The 15,773-nt window shown below is 69.3% G+C and carries 14 protein-coding genes; all 14 read left to right on the forward strand.

Annotated features, from left to right (window positions below; genetic code table 11):
- The first annotated feature begins 77 nt into the window (after positions 1 to 77).
- The 14 genes from C8C96_RS12870 (at position 78) to C8C96_RS12935 (ending at position 15,738) form a co-directional block, all read left to right on the forward strand.
- Positions 78 to 1,961: a TonB-dependent receptor domain-containing protein gene (locus C8C96_RS12870; protein WP_099730646.1), complete on the forward strand. Its 1,884-nt coding sequence runs from the start codon at positions 78 to 80 to the stop codon at positions 1,959 to 1,961.
- 142 nt (positions 1,962 to 2,103) lie between these two features.
- On the forward strand, positions 2,104 to 3,465 hold the full coding sequence (locus tag C8C96_RS12875; RefSeq protein WP_121942568.1) for a cobyrinate a,c-diamide synthase: 1,362 nt from the start codon (positions 2,104 to 2,106) through the stop codon (positions 3,463 to 3,465).
- Positions 3,462 to 4,064 carry a bifunctional adenosylcobinamide kinase/adenosylcobinamide-phosphate guanylyltransferase gene (locus tag C8C96_RS12880; protein ID WP_121942569.1) on the forward strand — a complete coding sequence of 201 codons (603 nt, stop codon included), beginning with the start codon at positions 3,462 to 3,464 and terminating at the stop codon, positions 4,062 to 4,064. Before C8C96_RS12875 ends, C8C96_RS12880 begins: the two co-directional genes overlap by 4 nt.
- On the forward strand, positions 4,064 to 4,966 hold the full coding sequence (locus C8C96_RS12885; protein ID WP_116747430.1) for an ABC transporter substrate-binding protein: 903 nt from the start codon (positions 4,064 to 4,066) through the stop codon (positions 4,964 to 4,966). Before C8C96_RS12880 ends, C8C96_RS12885 begins: the two co-directional genes overlap by 1 nt.
- A complete protein-coding gene (locus tag C8C96_RS12890; RefSeq protein ID WP_121942570.1) occupies positions 4,963 to 5,997 on the forward strand; it encodes an iron ABC transporter permease in 1,035 nt (344 codons plus the stop codon). The genes C8C96_RS12885 and C8C96_RS12890 overlap by 4 nt, the downstream gene beginning before the upstream one ends.
- Positions 5,994 to 6,788, forward strand: a complete 795-nt coding sequence (locus C8C96_RS12895) for an ABC transporter ATP-binding protein (protein ID WP_116747428.1) — start codon at positions 5,994 to 5,996, stop codon at positions 6,786 to 6,788. The genes C8C96_RS12890 and C8C96_RS12895 overlap by 4 nt, the downstream gene beginning before the upstream one ends.
- Positions 6,789 to 6,817: 29 nt before the next feature.
- Complete coding sequence (locus C8C96_RS12900) at positions 6,818 to 7,285, forward strand: hypothetical protein (protein ID WP_008906167.1); 468 nt, start codon at positions 6,818 to 6,820, stop codon at positions 7,283 to 7,285.
- Positions 7,282 to 7,668, forward strand: a complete 387-nt coding sequence (locus C8C96_RS12905) for a DUF2149 domain-containing protein (protein WP_056064344.1) — start codon at positions 7,282 to 7,284, stop codon at positions 7,666 to 7,668. The genes C8C96_RS12900 and C8C96_RS12905 overlap by 4 nt, the downstream gene beginning before the upstream one ends.
- Positions 7,665 to 11,882 (forward strand): cobaltochelatase subunit CobN, encoded by a 4,218-nt coding sequence (gene cobN, locus C8C96_RS12910; RefSeq protein ID WP_121942571.1) that lies wholly within the window; start codon positions 7,665 to 7,667, stop codon positions 11,880 to 11,882. Before C8C96_RS12905 ends, cobN begins: the two co-directional genes overlap by 4 nt.
- A gap of 29 nt (positions 11,883 to 11,911) precedes the next feature.
- A complete protein-coding gene (cobO, locus tag C8C96_RS12915; protein WP_121944001.1) occupies positions 11,912 to 12,481 on the forward strand; it encodes a cob(I)yrinic acid a,c-diamide adenosyltransferase in 570 nt (189 codons plus the stop codon).
- Positions 12,482 to 12,550: 69 nt separating this feature from the next.
- A complete protein-coding gene (gene cbiB / locus C8C96_RS12920; RefSeq protein ID WP_121944002.1) occupies positions 12,551 to 13,492 on the forward strand; it encodes an adenosylcobinamide-phosphate synthase CbiB in 942 nt (313 codons plus the stop codon).
- Positions 13,489 to 14,568: an aminotransferase class I/II-fold pyridoxal phosphate-dependent enzyme gene (locus tag C8C96_RS12925; RefSeq protein WP_121942572.1), complete on the forward strand. Its 1,080-nt coding sequence runs from the start codon at positions 13,489 to 13,491 to the stop codon at positions 14,566 to 14,568. Before cbiB ends, C8C96_RS12925 begins: the two co-directional genes overlap by 4 nt.
- Positions 14,565 to 15,359: a HipA family kinase gene (locus C8C96_RS12930; protein WP_121942573.1), complete on the forward strand. Its 795-nt coding sequence runs from the start codon at positions 14,565 to 14,567 to the stop codon at positions 15,357 to 15,359. Before C8C96_RS12925 ends, C8C96_RS12930 begins: the two co-directional genes overlap by 4 nt.
- Positions 15,346 to 15,738: a DUF3037 domain-containing protein gene (locus C8C96_RS12935; protein WP_055395250.1), complete on the forward strand. Its 393-nt coding sequence runs from the start codon at positions 15,346 to 15,348 to the stop codon at positions 15,736 to 15,738. Before C8C96_RS12930 ends, C8C96_RS12935 begins: the two co-directional genes overlap by 14 nt.
- Positions 15,739 to 15,773: the final 35 nt, after the last annotated feature.

Below are 15,773 nucleotides of genomic sequence, written 5' to 3' on the forward strand. Positions count from 1 at the left end.
TTTTTTGGCGCTGCGCGGCTGTATCACCCACATGCTGGCGGGAGGCCGGCCCGGGTTGTTTGTTGACCTTGATCCCCATGAAAATCCGTACCCTTCGTGCGCGCCCTGTGGCGTCGTTGCGCCTGCCCGCCCCACGCCTGGCGCTGCTGTCACTGTTGGCTGGCAGCGCCTGCGGCGCTTTCGCACAGACCGCCCCGGCCACCGGCGAGCTGCTGGCGCAAAACCTGCGCGCACCGTCGTTGTCTGAAACGGTGGTGGCAGCCACGCGCACCCCGCAGCCGCTGGCCGATCTGGTGGCCGACATCTCCATCGTGGACCGCGAAACCATCGAAAGCAGTGGCGCCACCGGTCTGGCCGACTTGCTGGCCCGTCTGCCCGGTGTGGAGTTCTCGCGCAACGGTGGCCCTGGCACCACCACTGGCGTGTTTTTGCGTGGCGCGGAATCGCGCTTTACTGCGGTGTACATCGATGGGGTGCGCATCGACTCGCAATCCACCGGTGGCGCGCCCTGGGAGAGCATTCCGCTGGGCCTCATCGACCGCATTGAAGTGCTGCGCGGTCCGGCAGGTGCTGTCTATGGCTCGGACGCCCTGGGCGGCGTGGTGCAGATCTTCACCAAGCGCGGTGAAAACGGCACGGCGCCCTACGTGGGCGTGGGCGTGGGTAGCCACAACACCACCAAGCTCGAGGCAGGGATCAGTGGTGCCAGCGGCACGCTGGACTACGCCCTGGGACTGGCGCGTGATGACAGCAAGGGCTTCAACGCGCGCCCCATCGCTGGACAGAACCCCGACCGTGACGGCTACCGCAGCACGGCAGGCCACGCGCGGGTAGGCCTGCAGGTGAACGCAGTGCATCGCCTCGAAGGCACCCTCATGCTGAACGACACCAACAGCGGCTACGACAGCGGCCTGGGCAAGGACGACCGCAACCTGCACACCATGCACGCGTTGGGCCTCAACTGGATCGCGCAGTGGAGCAGTGCCTACAAGACGCGCTTTTCCATCACCGACTCGCGCGACGAATACGAAACCCGCCCCTCGCCTTACCTGAGCGACACGCGCCTGCGCGGCTACTACTTCCAGAATGAATGGCGCCAGGGCGCGCACCTGGTCACGGCGGCCCTGGAGCGCCGCGAAGACCGGCTGGAGAACAAACCCATCGACGCCAAACGCTCGCAAGACGCGCTGGCGCTGGGCTATGGCTACAACGCTGCAGGCCACACGGTGCAGCTCAACCTGCGCCACGACTCGGACAGCGAGTTCGGTGGCAAGAGCACTGGCAGCGTGGCCTACGGCTACGCCATCACCCCGCAGTGGCGCGCCACGGCGTCGGTGGGCACGGCCTTCCGTGCGCCCACGCTGTACCACCGCTTCAGCGAATATGGCGTGGCCACGCTGCGCCCCGAAAGCAGCCGCAATGCCGAAGTGGCGCTGCGCTACGCCCAGGGCAACAGCACCTTCTCTGCCACGCTGTTCCGCAACCGTGTCAGCAACCTGATTTCGTTCTCTGGCCCAGGCACGTGCCTGTCGGACTTTGGCTGCTACGCCAACACAGCCCGCGCCGAATACAAGGGCGTGACGTTTGCAGGCTCGCACCGCGTGGGCGACGTGCAATTGCATGGCTCCATTGACCTGCAACGCCCGCGTGATCTGGACACTGGCAAGCAGCTGGCGCGCCGCGCCAAGCAGCACGCCACCTTCGGCGCCGACACCCGCCTGGCGGGTTGGACCGTGGGCGCCGAAGTGCAAGCATCAGGCCGCCGCTTCGACACCGTGGCCAATACCAACGTGCTGGGCGGCTATGCGCTGGTCAACCTGTATGCCAGCACCCGCCTTGCACGCGACTACACGCTGCTGGCCCGCATCGACAACCTGGCCGACAAGGACTACCAGCTGGCCCGCACCTACGCCACCGCAGGCCGCACGGTGTACGTCGGTGTGAAGTGGGCGCCTCAATGAAGCCCCCCCTGAGTCGCTGCGCGCCTTCCCCCCGGAGGGGGGACGCCACCCGTGGCCTGGCGGAGCCAGTTCCACGGTGGCACTGGCTTGGGGCGCGCCAGTTTCGTCGGCCGCTGGGTGAGTACCGCGCTGGGGGTGGGGTGTGACACGCTGTCCCGCGCTGCTGATTGCAGCCCCGGCTTCCGGGCAGGGCAAGACCACCGTCACTGCCGCCCTGGCGCGCCTGCATGCGCGCCAGGGCCGGCGGGTGCGGGTGTTCAAGTGCGGGCCGGATTTCCTGGACCCGCACTGGCACCAGCTGGCCAGTGGTGCGCCGGTGCACCAGCTCGATTTGTGGATGAACGGTGAGGCCGACTGCGCGCAGCGTCTGCACGACGCTGCGCGCGAGTCGGACCTGATCCTCATCGAAGGCGTGATGGGTCTGTTTGACGGCAACCCCAGCGCAGCCGACCTGGCCCGGTACTTTGCGGTGCCGGTGCTGGCGGTGGTCGATGCCTCCGCCATGGCGGGCACGTTTGGCGCGCTGGCCTATGGCCTGCGCCACTACCGCCCGGGCCTGCCCTGGGCCGGTGTGCTGGCCAACCGTGTAGGCAGTGCCCGCCATGCCGACATGTTGCGTGACGGCTTGCACGATGTGGATGACTGGATGGGGGCGCTGATGCGGGTGCAGTCTGGTGCTGCCTCTGCTGCGGGTAAGGCTGGCGCCGCGCTACTGCCCGAGCGCCACCTGGGCCTGGTGGCCGCGCACGAGCTGGACGACAGCCTGCAGCGGCTGGACGCAGCGGCCGATGCCCTGGCCGCTACCCCCCTGGGCCAGATGACGCTGGAGGATATGCAGCGCTGGGCCGTGGACTTTCCGGCGCCCGCCTCGAAGATTGCTGCGCCAGCGCTGCTCGCGGGCCGCACCGTGGCCGTGGGGCGTGACGCGGCGTTCTGTTTTACCTACGCCGCCAATGTGCAATGCCTGGAACAGATGGGCGCCCGCGTGGCGTTCTTCTCGCCCCTGCAAGACACGGCGTTGCCGGACTGCGATGCCGTGTGGTTGCCCGGTGGTTACCCCGAGCTGCACACCGCGCAGATCGCGGCCAACACCGGCATGTTGGCCAGCCTGCGCGCCCATGTGGCCGCGGGCAAACCCCTGTGGGCTGAGTGCGGAGGCATGATGGCGCTGTTCGATTCCATCACGCTGGCCGATGGCAGCGCGGCTCCGCTGTGGGGCCTGCTGCCGGGCCGCGTGACCATGCAAAAGCGCCTGGCGGCCCTGGGGCCGCAGCAGCTGACCGTGGCAGGACATACGCTGCGCGGCCACACCTTCCACTATTCGACCAGCGACAGCAGCGCTCCCGTGGTGGCCCGCACGGCGCGGCCCCACGAGGCGGTTGCGCCGGATGCGGGTGAGGCTCTGTACCAGCAGGGCAGCATCCATGCCAGCTACTTCCATGCGTGGTTCCCGTCCAGCCCCGAGGCGGTTGCGCATCTGCTGGGCGGCCAGAGCAAAGCATGACATCCGCGTCGCACCCCATCACTACCGAGCTCATCCTGGGCGGTCAGAAAAGCGGCAAATCCCGCCGCGCTGAGCTGCTGGCACGCGACTGGCTGGCCCGATCCGCCGACCACCGCGCCGTGCTGATCGCCACCGGGCAGGCCTGGGACGACGAGATGCGCGACCGCATTGCCCGCCACCAGCGCGACCGCGCCGAGCGCGTGCCAGGTTTGCGGACGGTGGAAGAGCCGCGCGATGTGGCCGCTGCCGTTGCGCGGCACAGCGCGCCGCAAACCCTGGTGGTGGTGGACTGCCTCACGCTGTGGCTCACCCACTGGACCATGCCCCTGGGGTTCGAAACCATGGATTTGAAGCAAAAACAGGCGCAAGCGCTAGAGTGGAATGCCCAGGCTGCTATGTTTTTGGAAGCAATTCGGCAGTCCCCCGGGCCCGTTGTGCTGGTGGGCAACGAAATTGGCCTGGGGGTCATCCCGATGGGGCGCGAGGTGCGCGCCTTTGTCGATGCGCTGGGCATGCTCAACCAGCAGGTGGCGCAGGTGTGTCCACGGGTCACGTTGATGGCTGCCGGTCTGCCTCTCACTTTGAAGGAACCCTGCTGATGAAACCAACCCCTGTGCGCCGCATCCTGTGGGTCATCGCCATCCTGGTGCTGTTGGGCCTGCTGATGGCTGGCCTCGCCCGTGCGCAGCCGGTGCACATCCGGGACGACCGGGGCCGCGAGGTCTCGCTGCCCCGCCCCCCCCAGCGCATCGTCAGCCTGTTGCCCTCGCTGACCGAAAGCGTGTGCGAACTGGAGCAATGCCACCGGTTGGTGGGTGTGGACCGCTACTCCAACTGGCCGGAGGCCGTGATTGCCAAGCTGCCCAAGGTGGGGGGCGGGCTGGACCCGAGCATCGAGGCCGTCGTGGCACTCAAGCCCGATGTGGTGCTGATGTCCGTCAGCTCGCGCGCCAGTGACCGGCTGGAGGCGCTCGGCCTCACCGTGGTGCAGCTGGAGCCCAAGACGCATGCCGACGTGCGCCGCGTGCTGGGCACTGTCAGCGACCTGCTGGGCGTGCCCCGCGCGCAAGGCTCCGACCGCCTCTGGCGTGTGATCGACGCGGGCGTGCTGGCGGCTGCACAGTCCCTGCCGCCCAAGGCCAAAAATGTGCGTGTGTACTTCGAGGTGAGCCGTGGGCCCTATGCAGCGGGCGAGGCGTCGTTCATTGGCGAATCACTCACCCGGCTGGGCGTGCGCAACGTGGTGCCAGCGTCGCTGGGGCCGTTTCCGCGCCTGAACCCCGAGTTCGTGGTGCGCGCCAACCCCGACATCATCATGATCGGCAACCGCAGCATGCAGGCCATGGTGCCGTACCCCGGCTGGGCTTCCATGCGTGCCATCCGCGAGAACCGGCTGTGCGTGTTTGGCCCCGGCGATTCCGATGTGGTGGTGCGCCCTGGGCCGCGCATGGCCGAGGCGGCCCGCATCATGGCGCGGTGTCTGGTGGACAAAGCGTCATGACCAGCATTGCGATCGACTTGCCCACGGGTTCCGCCAGCCGCCGCGCCGCATGGTGTGCCGCCTGGCTGTTGCTCGCCAGCGCGTTGCTGGCGGTGTGTGGCGCCAGCGTGGGCAGCACGGGCTTTGACAGCGTGCTGCGCATGCACGGTGACCCTGTGGCCTGGCAGATCGTGTGGGACATCCGCCTGCCGCGCACGGCGGGTGCGTGGCTGGCGGGGGCGCTGCTGGGCCTGTCGGGCGCGGTGGCGCAGGGTTTGTTTCGCAACCCGCTGGCCGACCCGTACCTGCTGGGCAGCGCCTCGGGCGCAGCGCTGGGCGGGGCTGTCGCCATGGCGCTCTTCGGGGTGTCGCCGGTGGCGGCGCAGTGGATGGCCCGCATCGGTATCACGGGCATGGCATTTTTGGGCGCGGCGGGGGCGGTGGTGCTCACGCTGCTGCTCGCCAAGGGCGTGCAGCACACGCTGCGCTTGTTGCTGGCGGGGGTGATTGTGGGCGTGGTGCTGGGTGCGCTGCGTGACCTGGTGGAACTGGCCTCGCCCGACATCCTGCAGGCCATGCAGGCCTTCACGCTGGGCAGCACGGCTTTTGTGGGCTGGGCGGCGTGCTTGCTGATGGCCGTGGCCTGGGCGCTGTGCTCGGTGGTTGCCTGGATGCTGGCACGTGCGCTGGACGGCCTCACGCTGGGCGAGGCCACGGCCGCCAGCCTGGGCCTGCCACTCATGCCCATGCGTGTGGGGCTGGTGGCTGCCATGGCGCTGGCCACGGGCACGGCGGTGGCGCAGACGGGGCTCATCGCCTTTGTGGGGCTGGCCGCCCCGCACTTGGTGCGTTCCATCGTGCGCGTGACACACGAACGGCACATCGTGCTCTCCAGCCTGATGGGCGCGGTGCTGCTCATGGCGGCCGACATCCTGGCGCGCTGGCTGCTGGCGCCGCAGGAGCTGCCCGTGGGCGTCCTCACGGCGGCCCTGGGCGGCACCTATCTGCTGTGGCTCATGCACCGGCGCACCTCGCAGGGGGGCGCACTATGAAATCAATAGCTATCAGTGCAAATGGAATAAGCGCCAGCATCGGGAATCGCTCGATATTGCAGGGCATTGACCTGCAATTGCCCGCCGGGCGCTGGACCAGCATTGTCGGCCCCAACGGCGCGGGCAAGTCCACCCTGCTCAAGGTGCTGGCGGGCCTGCTGCCGCGTGTGGCGGTGCAGGGCGACGTGTTGTTGCTCGGCCGCCCGCTGGTGCAGATTCCTGCGCGCGAACGCGCCCGCCAGCTCGCCTGGCTGGGGCAGAACGAAGGCTCGGCCGACGACCTGACCAGTTATGACGTGGCCATGCTCGGCCGGCTGCCGCACCAGGCCTGGCTGGCACCGCCGGGTGCGGCCGACCACGCAGCGGTGGAGCAGGCGCTGCGCACCACGCAGGCCTGGGACTGGCGCCACCGCCCGCTGTCGCAGCTGTCGGGCGGCGAACGCCAGCGCGTGCTGCTGGCCCGCGCCCTGGCGGTGCAGGCGCAGGTGCTGCTGATGGACGAGCCCCTGGCCAACCTCGACCCGCCGCACCAGACCGACTGGCTGCACACCATGCGTGCACTGGTCGATGCGGGGGGCACGGTGGTCAGCGTGCTGCACGAGGTGTCGCTGGCACTGCAGTCCGACGACATGGTGGTGATGGCACAAGGCCGCGTGCTGCACCAGGGCGCCTGCGATGCACCCGCCACGCACGCGGCGCTGGAGAGCGTGTTTGACCACCGCATCCACGTGCGGCATCTGGATGGCATGTGGATGGCGCTGCCATCGATGCAGCGCAAGCACAGCCAATGAAACAACACATGGATTGAGGGAGTGGAAGCATGAACATCGAATCGGGTTTTTCGCAGGTCGCGCAGTCGTTGCTGTGGCCGGTGCTGGTGCTGGTGGGGCTGGCGTTTGTCTACGCGCTGTGGTCGGGCGGCGCCACGCTCATGGAGGCGTGGCAGCGCTGGCGCCAGCCGCAATACCGTTCGCTGCGCGTGGCGCCGGGTTTGTCGATGGAAGAGCTGGAGCTGCAACTGGTGCGCCAGGTGGAGCCCGTGCGCCTGCTCAGCCGCCTGTCGCCCATGCTGGGGCTGATCGCCACGATGATCCCGCTGGGCCCCGCGCTGCAGAGCGTGGCTGCGGGCAACGGCCAGCAGGCGCTGGCCGTTTTCAGCGGCGCCTTTGCGGGCGTGGTGCTGGCGCTGGCCGCCGCGTCGGTGGGCCTGGTGGTGTACTCGGTGCGCCGCCGCTGGCTGCTGGCCGAGCTGCTGGTGGTGCGCAAGGAGCGTGGGGTGGCGCAATGAGCTTGCGCCACTTGAACGTCCTGGCCGAGGACGATGACGATCCGATGCTGTCCGCCGTGAACCTGGTGGACGTGTTCCTGGTGCTGGTGGTGGCGCTGCTCACGGCCGTGGCCGTGCAGACCCAGACCAGCGCTAACGAAAGCGTCACCATCATCCGCAACCCCGGCCAGCCCGATATGGAAGTGGTCGTGCGCGAGCAGGGCAAGGAGGTGCGCTTCAAGGGAGCTGGCAGCGCAGCGCAAGGGCAGGGCGTGCGCGCGGGCGTGGCCTACAAGCTGGAAGACGGCAATATCGTCTACATCCCTGAAACGGGCGCTGCTCCTGCCAGCGCTTCGGCCGGTGGCGCGGGTGGCGCCGCCACGCCGGCACCCGCCAAGCCATGACGGCGCTGATTCTGCGCACGGCACTGTGGTGCCTGCTGCTGGCTGCGCCGCTGGTGCATGCCGTCCAGGCTGAGAAGACCCAGGCAGCGGGCAACGCCGATAAGACAGCGCCCGTGCTGCTGTGGCTCACCTCCGACATCACCACGGCCCCACGCACGGCCATGGTGCAGCGCCTGGCCTCCGACGCTGGCCTGGGCTTTGTGCACATCGACTACCCGCTGGCCGGCCCGGCGGTACTGGACGCGGCCCAGGCCCAGAAGCTGGAGCGTGCACTGGCAGGCGCTGCCATGGTGTGGGTGGATGCACCGCATGCCAGTGTGGAGGCGCGCTTGCGCCGCATGGTCGGCGCGCAGCTCGATGCCCGCGCCTCACGTTTCCCCGGCCGCGTGGTCTGGGTGCCTGCGGGCACGCCCGCTGTGGACCTGTCTGCGCTGGAGGCTCCTGCCCGCATGATGGCTTACCTGCAGGCGGGCGGCCCGCGCAATCTCAAGAACGCCATCGCCCTGGCGCGCGCCACGGTGGTGGGTGTTGCGATGCCGACCTTGCCCGCGCCCGACATCCTGCCCCCCCGGGGCATCTACCACCCCGACGCGCCCCGTCTGCTGCCCAACGCCGCCGCGCTGGAGGCCTGGCGCCAGGGCCAGCCCGCGCTGCGCAGCCTGCCCGCCGTGGCCGTGCTGGTGCACCGCCACCACTTCATCGACGGCAGCACGGAGTGGCTCGATGCCTGGTTGCACACCTTCCGCCAGCAAGGCCTGTTCACCTATGCGGCCTTCGGTCAGCAGGTCACGGCGCAGACGCTGGCCGAGGTGCTGGAGTTGCCCCCCGAAAGCGGCACCGGCCCGGGCCGCCTGCATGCCTCTGCCCTGGTGCTGCACCAGCTCGTGCCCCAGGCCGCTGCGCTGCAGCCGCTGCTGGCGCGCTGGGGCGTGCCGCTGCTCGGCACGCAGCCCTACCGCGCGGGTGATGCCGCTGCGTGGGAAGCCAGCGACACGGGCCTGTCGCTGTCCGATGTGCCGTTCTACCTGGCGCAGCCCGAGGCGGCGGGCGCCATCGATCCGGTCCTGGTCGCTGCCCACGGCGCCGAGGGGCAGGACTTTCGCCTCATCGAGCGCCAGGCCCAGGCTGTGGCCGCGAAGGCGCGGCGGCTGATCGCACTGCAGACTAAACCCGCTGCCGATAAGCGCCTGGTGGCCATGGTTTACAACTACCCGCCGGGGGGCACCAACTTTGGCGCCTCGTTCCTCAACGTGCCGCGCAGCCTGGAGCAGGTGTCGGGCGGCCTGGCCCAGGCGGGCTACCGCACCCAGCAGGTGCCCGAACAGGGCTGGATCGACGGGCTCAAGCCGCTGCTGGCCGCCTATTACCCCGGCGCCGATGTGCGCGCGCTGCTGCAAAGCGGGCAGGCCGCCGCGCTGCCGCTGGCGCGCTACGAGCAGCACCTGGCCACGCTGCCGAAGGCCGTGCGCGATCGCATGAACGCGCACTGGGGCCTTCCCGAAAAGAGCCGCTACGTGGTCGATTGGCAGGGCGAAAAGGTGTTCGTCATCCCGCGCCTGCAGGTGGGCAAGCTCTCGGTATTGCCCCAACCCCCGCGCGAGGAAACACTGCGCCTGGGCCAGAACCCGTTCATGCACAAGAGCAAGGCGCCGCTGTCGCACCATTACCTGGCGGTGTACCTGTGGGCGCAGCTGGAGGCCGATGCGCTCATCCACTTCGGCACGCACGGCACGCAGGAGTGGGCCGGTGGCAAGGCGCGTGCGCTGGATGTGCACGACGACGCGCTGCTGCCCCTGGGCGATCTGCCCGTGGTCTATCCCTACATCGTGGACAACCTGGGCGAGGCCCTCACGGCCAAGCGCCGGGGCCGCGCCGTGCTGGTGAGCCACCGCACGCCCGTGTTCGCCCCGGCAGGTTTCGAGGCGCGCATGGCCCACATGCACGAGGTGATGCACGAATGGGAAACCGTGGACGAAGGCCCCACGCGCCGCGCGCTCGAAAAGCAGCTGGTGGCGCAGTTTGTAGAACACCAGCTGCACCGCGACCTGGGCTGGAGCGCCGAGCGCATCGCGGCCGACTTCCACGGCTTTCTTGAAATCCTGCACCCCTACCTGGACCAGCTCGCACAAAGCTCGCAGCCCAAGGGCCTGGCCGTGTTCGGCCGCGTGCCCGCGCCCGAGCAGCGGCGCGAGACCATCCTGCAGGCGCTGCGCAAGCCGCTGATCGAGGCGCTGGGCGAAGACATCGATGAGGCCTTTCTCATCAAACACGACGCGGTGCTGGCTGCACGCCCCGCGCGCTGGCTGGAAGTGGCGCTGACCGACGCGCAGGCCGCCAGCGTGCTGGACCTGCGCCCCGCGCTGCCCGATGCGCCGCCAGCACAGGACGGCTTGGTGCGCGCCGAAGACCATGTGCCCAACCGCGCCGCGCGCAAGCCCATCGACACGCCCGCGCTGCTGCAGCTGGCCCAGCGCGCGCAGGAGCTGGAGCGCCTCTTGGCCACCGAAGGCGAAATGCCCGGCCTGCTCGCAGGGCTGGAGGGCCGTTTTCTCACCGCTGCGTACGGCGGCGACCCCATCCGCAACCCCGAGAGCCTGCCCACAGGCCGCAACCTCACGGGGCTGGACCCGAGCCGCCTGCCCACGCGCCAGGCCTATGCCGTGGCGCAGACGCTGTTCAACGACTGGTTCAAGGACTACCAGGCGCGCCATGGCGGCCAGGCGCCGCAGCGGTTGGCGCTGTCGCTGTGGGCGGGTGAAACGCTGCGCCACCAGGGCATCATGGAAGCGCAGGCGCTCGTGGCGCTGGGCATGCGCCCGGTGTGGGATGACTCGGGCCGCCCGGTGCGCGTCGAGACCATTGCCGCCGAAGAGCTCAAACGCCCGCGCGTCGATGTGCTCATGAGCATCACCGGCTCGTACCGTGACCAGTTCCCCGCGCTGATGGCGCTGCTGGACCGTGCGGTGGCCCAGGCCGCCACGGCCGAGCCTGGCAACGTGATCGCTCGCAATACCGCGCAGATCGGCCAGGAGCTGCGCAAGCAGGGCGTGCCCCGCGCGCAGGCAGAGCAACTGGCACGCGTGCGGTCGTTCGGCAATGCGGTGGGCGACTATGGCACCGGCCTGTCGGACGCGGTGCAAAGTGACGGGCTGCAAACCAACGATGCGCGCCTGGGTCAGATGTTCCTCGAACGCATGAGCCAGCCTTATCTGGAGGGCGAGCCGGTGACGGGCGTTGCGGGCGGTGTGGCGGCCCAGGCATTGGGTGCCCACCTGCGCCGCACCGATGCCGCCATCCTGTCGCGCAGCTCGCACCTGTATGCCATGGTCAGCTCGGACGACCCTTTCCAGTACCTGGGTGGTCTGTCGGCCGCAGCCCGCGTGGCCGGGCGAGCGCAGGGGCTGGAGCTGCATGTGGCCCAGCTGCAGGATGCAGGCGAGCCCACTACCGAGACCGCGCAGCGCGCCATTGCGCTGGAGATGCAGTCGCGCTACCTGCACCCGGGCTGGCTCCAGGCGCAGAAGGCCGAGGGCTATTCGGGCACGCTGCAGGTGCTCAAGGCCGTGCAGTTCGCCTGGGGCTGGCAGGCCGTGGCGCCCGACACGGTGCGCAGCGACCATTGGCAAAGCTTTTATGACGTGCTGGTGCGCGACAAGCACCAGCTGGGCCTGCCCGAGTGGCTCAAAGAGCATCCGCAGGCCTATGCCCAGTCCCTGGAGCGCCTGGTGCAGGCGCAGCGCCAGGGCTATTGGCAGGCCGATGCCGACACGCAAAAACAACTGGCGCAGATGTACCAGGAGCTGACGCGTGCCGCGCCGCTGGCGGCCGAGCTGCCCAGCGTGCGCCGCTGGGTGGAGCGAGCGGCTCGTGGTGAGTCCGTAGAGCTGACCCCGCCTGCTGGCATGGCCATTGCCGCGCCGCAGTCGCCAGCCCTGGCGGCGCCACAGCCTGCGTCCCCCGCCGCTGACCTGCCTGCGCCGCCCGCCCAGGCAGAAGCACCACCTTCCGCGCCCGCCGTGCCTACCATGGGCGTATTGCTGGAGCGGCAGCCCGAGCCAGCCCCTTCTGACAGCGCCACCGAGCCCAGCCCCGTGGAGCGCATGGCCGGCATCGTGGCCCTGCTGGTCATGGCCCTGGTGGCGATGGCGGGCGCCGCGTGGCAGGCGCGCCGTCCGTCCTCGTTGTCTTCCCCGTTGCAACCGGCCGGCGTTTGATGCCTGGCCTCTCTGAAAGAATCGACACCATGCAGATCGAAACCCCGCCCACCGAAAAACGCTACGAAAAGCCCGAGGGCGAACGCCGGGGCCTTGTCATCGTCAACACCGGCGACGGCAAGGGCAAAAGCACGGCCGCCTTTGGCCTGGCGCTGCGCGCCCATGGCCGGGGCAAGGCCGTGAAGATCTTCCAGTTCATGAAGGTGCCCACCGCGCGCTTTGGCGAGCACCGCATGTTCGAGCAGATCGGCCTGCCCATCGAGGGGCTGGGGGACGGCTTCAGCTGGAAGAGCAATGACCTGGAGCACTCGGCCCAGCTCGCGCGCGACGGCTGGGAAAAGGCGCGCGCCGCCATCCTGTCGGGTGAGCATTTTCTGGTGGTGCTGGACGAGATCACCTACCCGCTGATCTACGGCTGGCTGCCGCTCGACGGCGTGTTGCAGACCCTGCGCGATCGGCCCAAGGATGTGCACGTGTGCCTCACCGGCCGCCGCTGCCCCCCCGAGATCATCGAGCTGGCCGACACCGTGACCGAGATGCAGCTGATCAAGCACGCGTTCAAGGCGGGCATTCCCGCGCAGCGCGGCATCGAAGACTGAGCCACTGTGTCCGAGCACTGGTCCTTGCTACTGCTCCCTGGCCTGGGCTGGCCTGCGGCGGCGGTGTGGATGGGAGTGCCGCTGCTGGCACTGGCCATTGACTGGTGGTTGGGGGAGCCGCCCACCCGCTGGCACCCGGTGGTGTGGATGGGCACGGCCTTGCACTGGGGGGGCGAGCGGGTGGCCCCGCTGACGCCTGTGGCACAGGACTTTCGGCGTTTTTGGCTGGGGGCGCTAGTGTGGATTGCCTTGGCTGCTATTGTTTTGATAGTTTCCTGGTGGTTGCAGCACCTGGCGTTGACGCTGATGGGTTGGCTTGCCCTCGGCATGCTGGCGCTGCTGCTCAAGCCCCTGCTGGCCTGGCGCATGCTGCACGACGAGGTGCTGGCGGTGGAGGTGGCGCTGGGCCAGTCGCTGCCCGCCGGGCGCGCGCAACTGGCCCGGCTGGTGAGCCGGGACGTGAGCGCTCTCACCGCCGTGCAGGTGCGCGAGTCGGCCATCGAGTCGCTGGCCGAGAACATCAACGATTCCGTGGTGGCGCCGCTGTTCTGGTTTGCGCTGCTGGGTCTGCCAGGGGCTGCGCTGTACCGCATGGCCAATACGGCCGACGCCATGTGGGGCTACCCCGGCATGCGCAGCGGGCGCTACTGGCAATGGGCGGGCAAGTGGGCGGCGCGGGCGGACGATGTGCTGTCGTGGGTGCCGGCCCGCATCACCGCCTTGTTGCTGGCGGTGGTCTCCAGGGGACTGCCGTTTTCCACGCTGGCCCGCCAGGCGCGCAAGACGCCATCGCCCAACAGCGGCTGGCCCATGGCGGCCATGGCACTGGCGTTGAACGTGCGCCTGGCCAAGCCCGGGGTGTACACGCTGCACAGCAAGGGCCGCCGGGCGGGGCCGCTCGATACGCGGCGCGCTGCACGCCTGGGCACGCAGGTGGTGCTTGTCATGGTGCCCGTGGTGGCGGGCCTGCAGTTGCTGGTGCTGGTGGTGTTTGCTTGGGCGCATGCATGAGCTCGCCGCGTCGTTTCTCTGCGCCCACGCCGTTGCACGGTGGCCCGGACGCCGCGGGCGTTCCGGTGTTTGATTTCTCGACCAACAGCAACGCCTGCGGGCCATGCCCCGAGGCGCTGCACGCCGTGCAGGCGGCCGACGCCACGCGCTACCCCGACCCGGCCTACACGGCGCTGCGCGAGGCCCTCGGCGCCTTCCATGGCGTGGTGCCGGGGCGCATCGTGCTGGCCGCGAGTGCCAGCGAGTTCATCCACCGCATCACCGCGCTGGCCGCACAGCAGGGCGCGGTGCAGGTGGCCGTGCCGCCACACAGCTATGGCGACTACGCCCAGGCCGCGCAGGTGCGCGGGCTGGAGGTGCTGCGGGGCGGCGGCGCCGCAGCGGGTCTGCAATGGGCGTGCGAGCCCTCCAGCCCTCTGGGTGTGGAAGATCCCTCGTTGCGCGGTTGGCGACAAAGCGATGCGGACGTTGCCTGGCGTGTGCTCGACTGCGCGTATGTCCCCCTGCGGCTCGGCGCGGAGGGCGCATGGGCTGGCGCGCCGTCGCCGCTCATGCCTTCGGCCTGCTGGCAGCTCTGGACCCCCAACAAGGCCCTGGGGCTGACGGGTGTACGTGCCGCCTATGCGATTGCGCCGCCAGACTGTGAAGAGCAGGCGCTGGGGCTGACGGCCCTGGCGTCTTCCTGGCCTGTGGGTGCCCACGGCGTGGCACTGCTGCAGGCGTGGACGCAGGCCGCCGTGCAGCAATGGCTGGTGCACAGCCTGCGCACTCTGGGCGATTGGAAGGCGCGCCAGCAGACGCTGTGCACCGATCTGGGCTGGGCTGTGCACGCGGGCAGCTTGGCCAACTATTTCTGCGTGCAGCCTGCTACCCACACGTTGCAGAGCGATCTGGCTGCGCTGCGCGCCAGTGGCATCAAGCTGCGCGATGCGGCGTCGTTCGGCCTGCCCGGCACCGTGCGCCTGGGGGTGCTGGCGCCCGCCGCTCAAGATGCGCTGCAGGCCGCATGGCAGGCCGTCTTGGGCCCTGCGGGCCGTACCATCCCGCATTCCATCGGATCGAGGGAGACCTTGTGAGAACCATCACCGTCAATCGCTACGTCACGCCGCTGCGTGAAGGTGGCTCCATGCCCGCCATCGTCGAGGGCGACGACCTGGGCACCTATGTGCTCAAGTTCCGTGGCGCCGGGCAGGGCGTGCGCGCACTGCTGGCCGAGATCATTGCGGGCGGCATCGCCCGGGCGCTGGGCCTGCCCGTGCCCGAGATCGTGCTGGCCCAGCTCGACCCCGCCCTGGCGCAGACCGAGCCCGATCCCGAAATCCAGGACCTGGTACGGGCCAGCGGTGGCCTGAACGTGGGGCTGGATTACCTGTCGGGCGCGCTCAATTTCGACCCGGCGGTGGATGTGGTGTCAGATGATTTTGCCTCGCGCCTCGTGTGGTTCGATGCCTTGGTGGGCAATGTGGACCGCACTGCGCGCAACACCAATCTGCTGATGTGGCACCGCCAGCCCTGGCTCATCGACCACGGTGCGGCGCTGACTTTTCACCATGCGTGGAACGGCACGGTGGCACAACCTGCCAAGCCCTTTGCGCCGATTGCCGACCATGTGCTGCTGGCCCGGGCCACGCAGCTCACGCAGGTGGATGCCGAGCTGGCTGCACGTCTGACGCCCGAGGTGGTGGTTGGCATCCTGGCCGAGGTGCCCGACGAGTTCTTGTTGCTGGCCGGCGCCGACCACGAAGAAGGCCTGCTGACCGCCGCCGCCACCCACCGCCAGGCCTATGTGGACTACTTCTGCGCCCGCTTGGCCGGACGCGCCACCTGGGTGAATGCGTTGAAGGAGGCCGCCCATGCACGCGCCTGAGGTGTATGACTACGCCATCGTGCGCGTGGTGCCGCGCGTGGAGCGCGAGGAATTCATCAACGCGGGCGTGATCCTGTCGTGCCAGCGCACCGGCTTTCTGCAGGCCGCCATCGCGCTCGATGAAGCGCGTCTGCTGGCCATGGACCCGCACGCCGACATCGATACCGTGCGCCGCCATCTGGCCGCCATCGTGGCCATCTGTGCGGGCGACGAAGGCTGTGGCCCCATTGCGCGCCTGCCGTATCGCCAGCGCTTTCACTGGCTCACCGCCAAACGCAGCGCCATCATCCAGACCTCGCCTGTGCACACCGGCCGCTGCACCGATGCGGCGGCAGCCCTCGAACACATCATGGACCGCATGGTCCGCCCACTGCCGTGACTTTGACCCTATCCTCCCCACTGGCCCGCTGCGTG

This window comes from Acidovorax sp. 100 (assembly GCF_003688355.1).
Taxonomy (GTDB): Bacteria; Pseudomonadota; Gammaproteobacteria; order Burkholderiales; family Burkholderiaceae_C; genus Acidovorax; species Acidovorax delafieldii.

Coding starts and splice junctions, on each gene's coding strand:
- C8C96_RS12925 (WP_121942572.1), top strand. CDS start 13,489: ATGAGCTCGCCGCGTCGTTTCTCTGCGCCCACGCCGTTGCACGGTGGC.
- C8C96_RS12870 (WP_099730646.1), top strand. CDS start 78: ATGAAAATCCGTACCCTTCGTGCGCGCCCTGTGGCGTCGTTGCGCCTG.
- cbiB (WP_121944002.1), top strand. CDS start 12,551: ATGGGAGTGCCGCTGCTGGCACTGGCCATTGACTGGTGGTTGGGGGAG.
- C8C96_RS12880 (WP_121942569.1), top strand. CDS start 3,462: ATGACATCCGCGTCGCACCCCATCACTACCGAGCTCATCCTGGGCGGT.
- C8C96_RS12905 (WP_056064344.1), top strand. CDS start 7,282: ATGAGCTTGCGCCACTTGAACGTCCTGGCCGAGGACGATGACGATCCG.
- C8C96_RS12885 (WP_116747430.1), top strand. CDS start 4,064: ATGAAACCAACCCCTGTGCGCCGCATCCTGTGGGTCATCGCCATCCTG.
- C8C96_RS12900 (WP_008906167.1), top strand. CDS start 6,818: ATGAACATCGAATCGGGTTTTTCGCAGGTCGCGCAGTCGTTGCTGTGG.
- C8C96_RS12895 (WP_116747428.1), top strand. CDS start 5,994: ATGAAATCAATAGCTATCAGTGCAAATGGAATAAGCGCCAGCATCGGG.
- cobN (WP_121942571.1), top strand. CDS start 7,665: ATGACGGCGCTGATTCTGCGCACGGCACTGTGGTGCCTGCTGCTGGCT.
- C8C96_RS12890 (WP_121942570.1), top strand. CDS start 4,963: ATGACCAGCATTGCGATCGACTTGCCCACGGGTTCCGCCAGCCGCCGC.
- cobO (WP_121944001.1), top strand. CDS start 11,912: ATGCAGATCGAAACCCCGCCCACCGAAAAACGCTACGAAAAGCCCGAG.
- C8C96_RS12935 (WP_055395250.1), top strand. CDS start 15,346: ATGCACGCGCCTGAGGTGTATGACTACGCCATCGTGCGCGTGGTGCCG.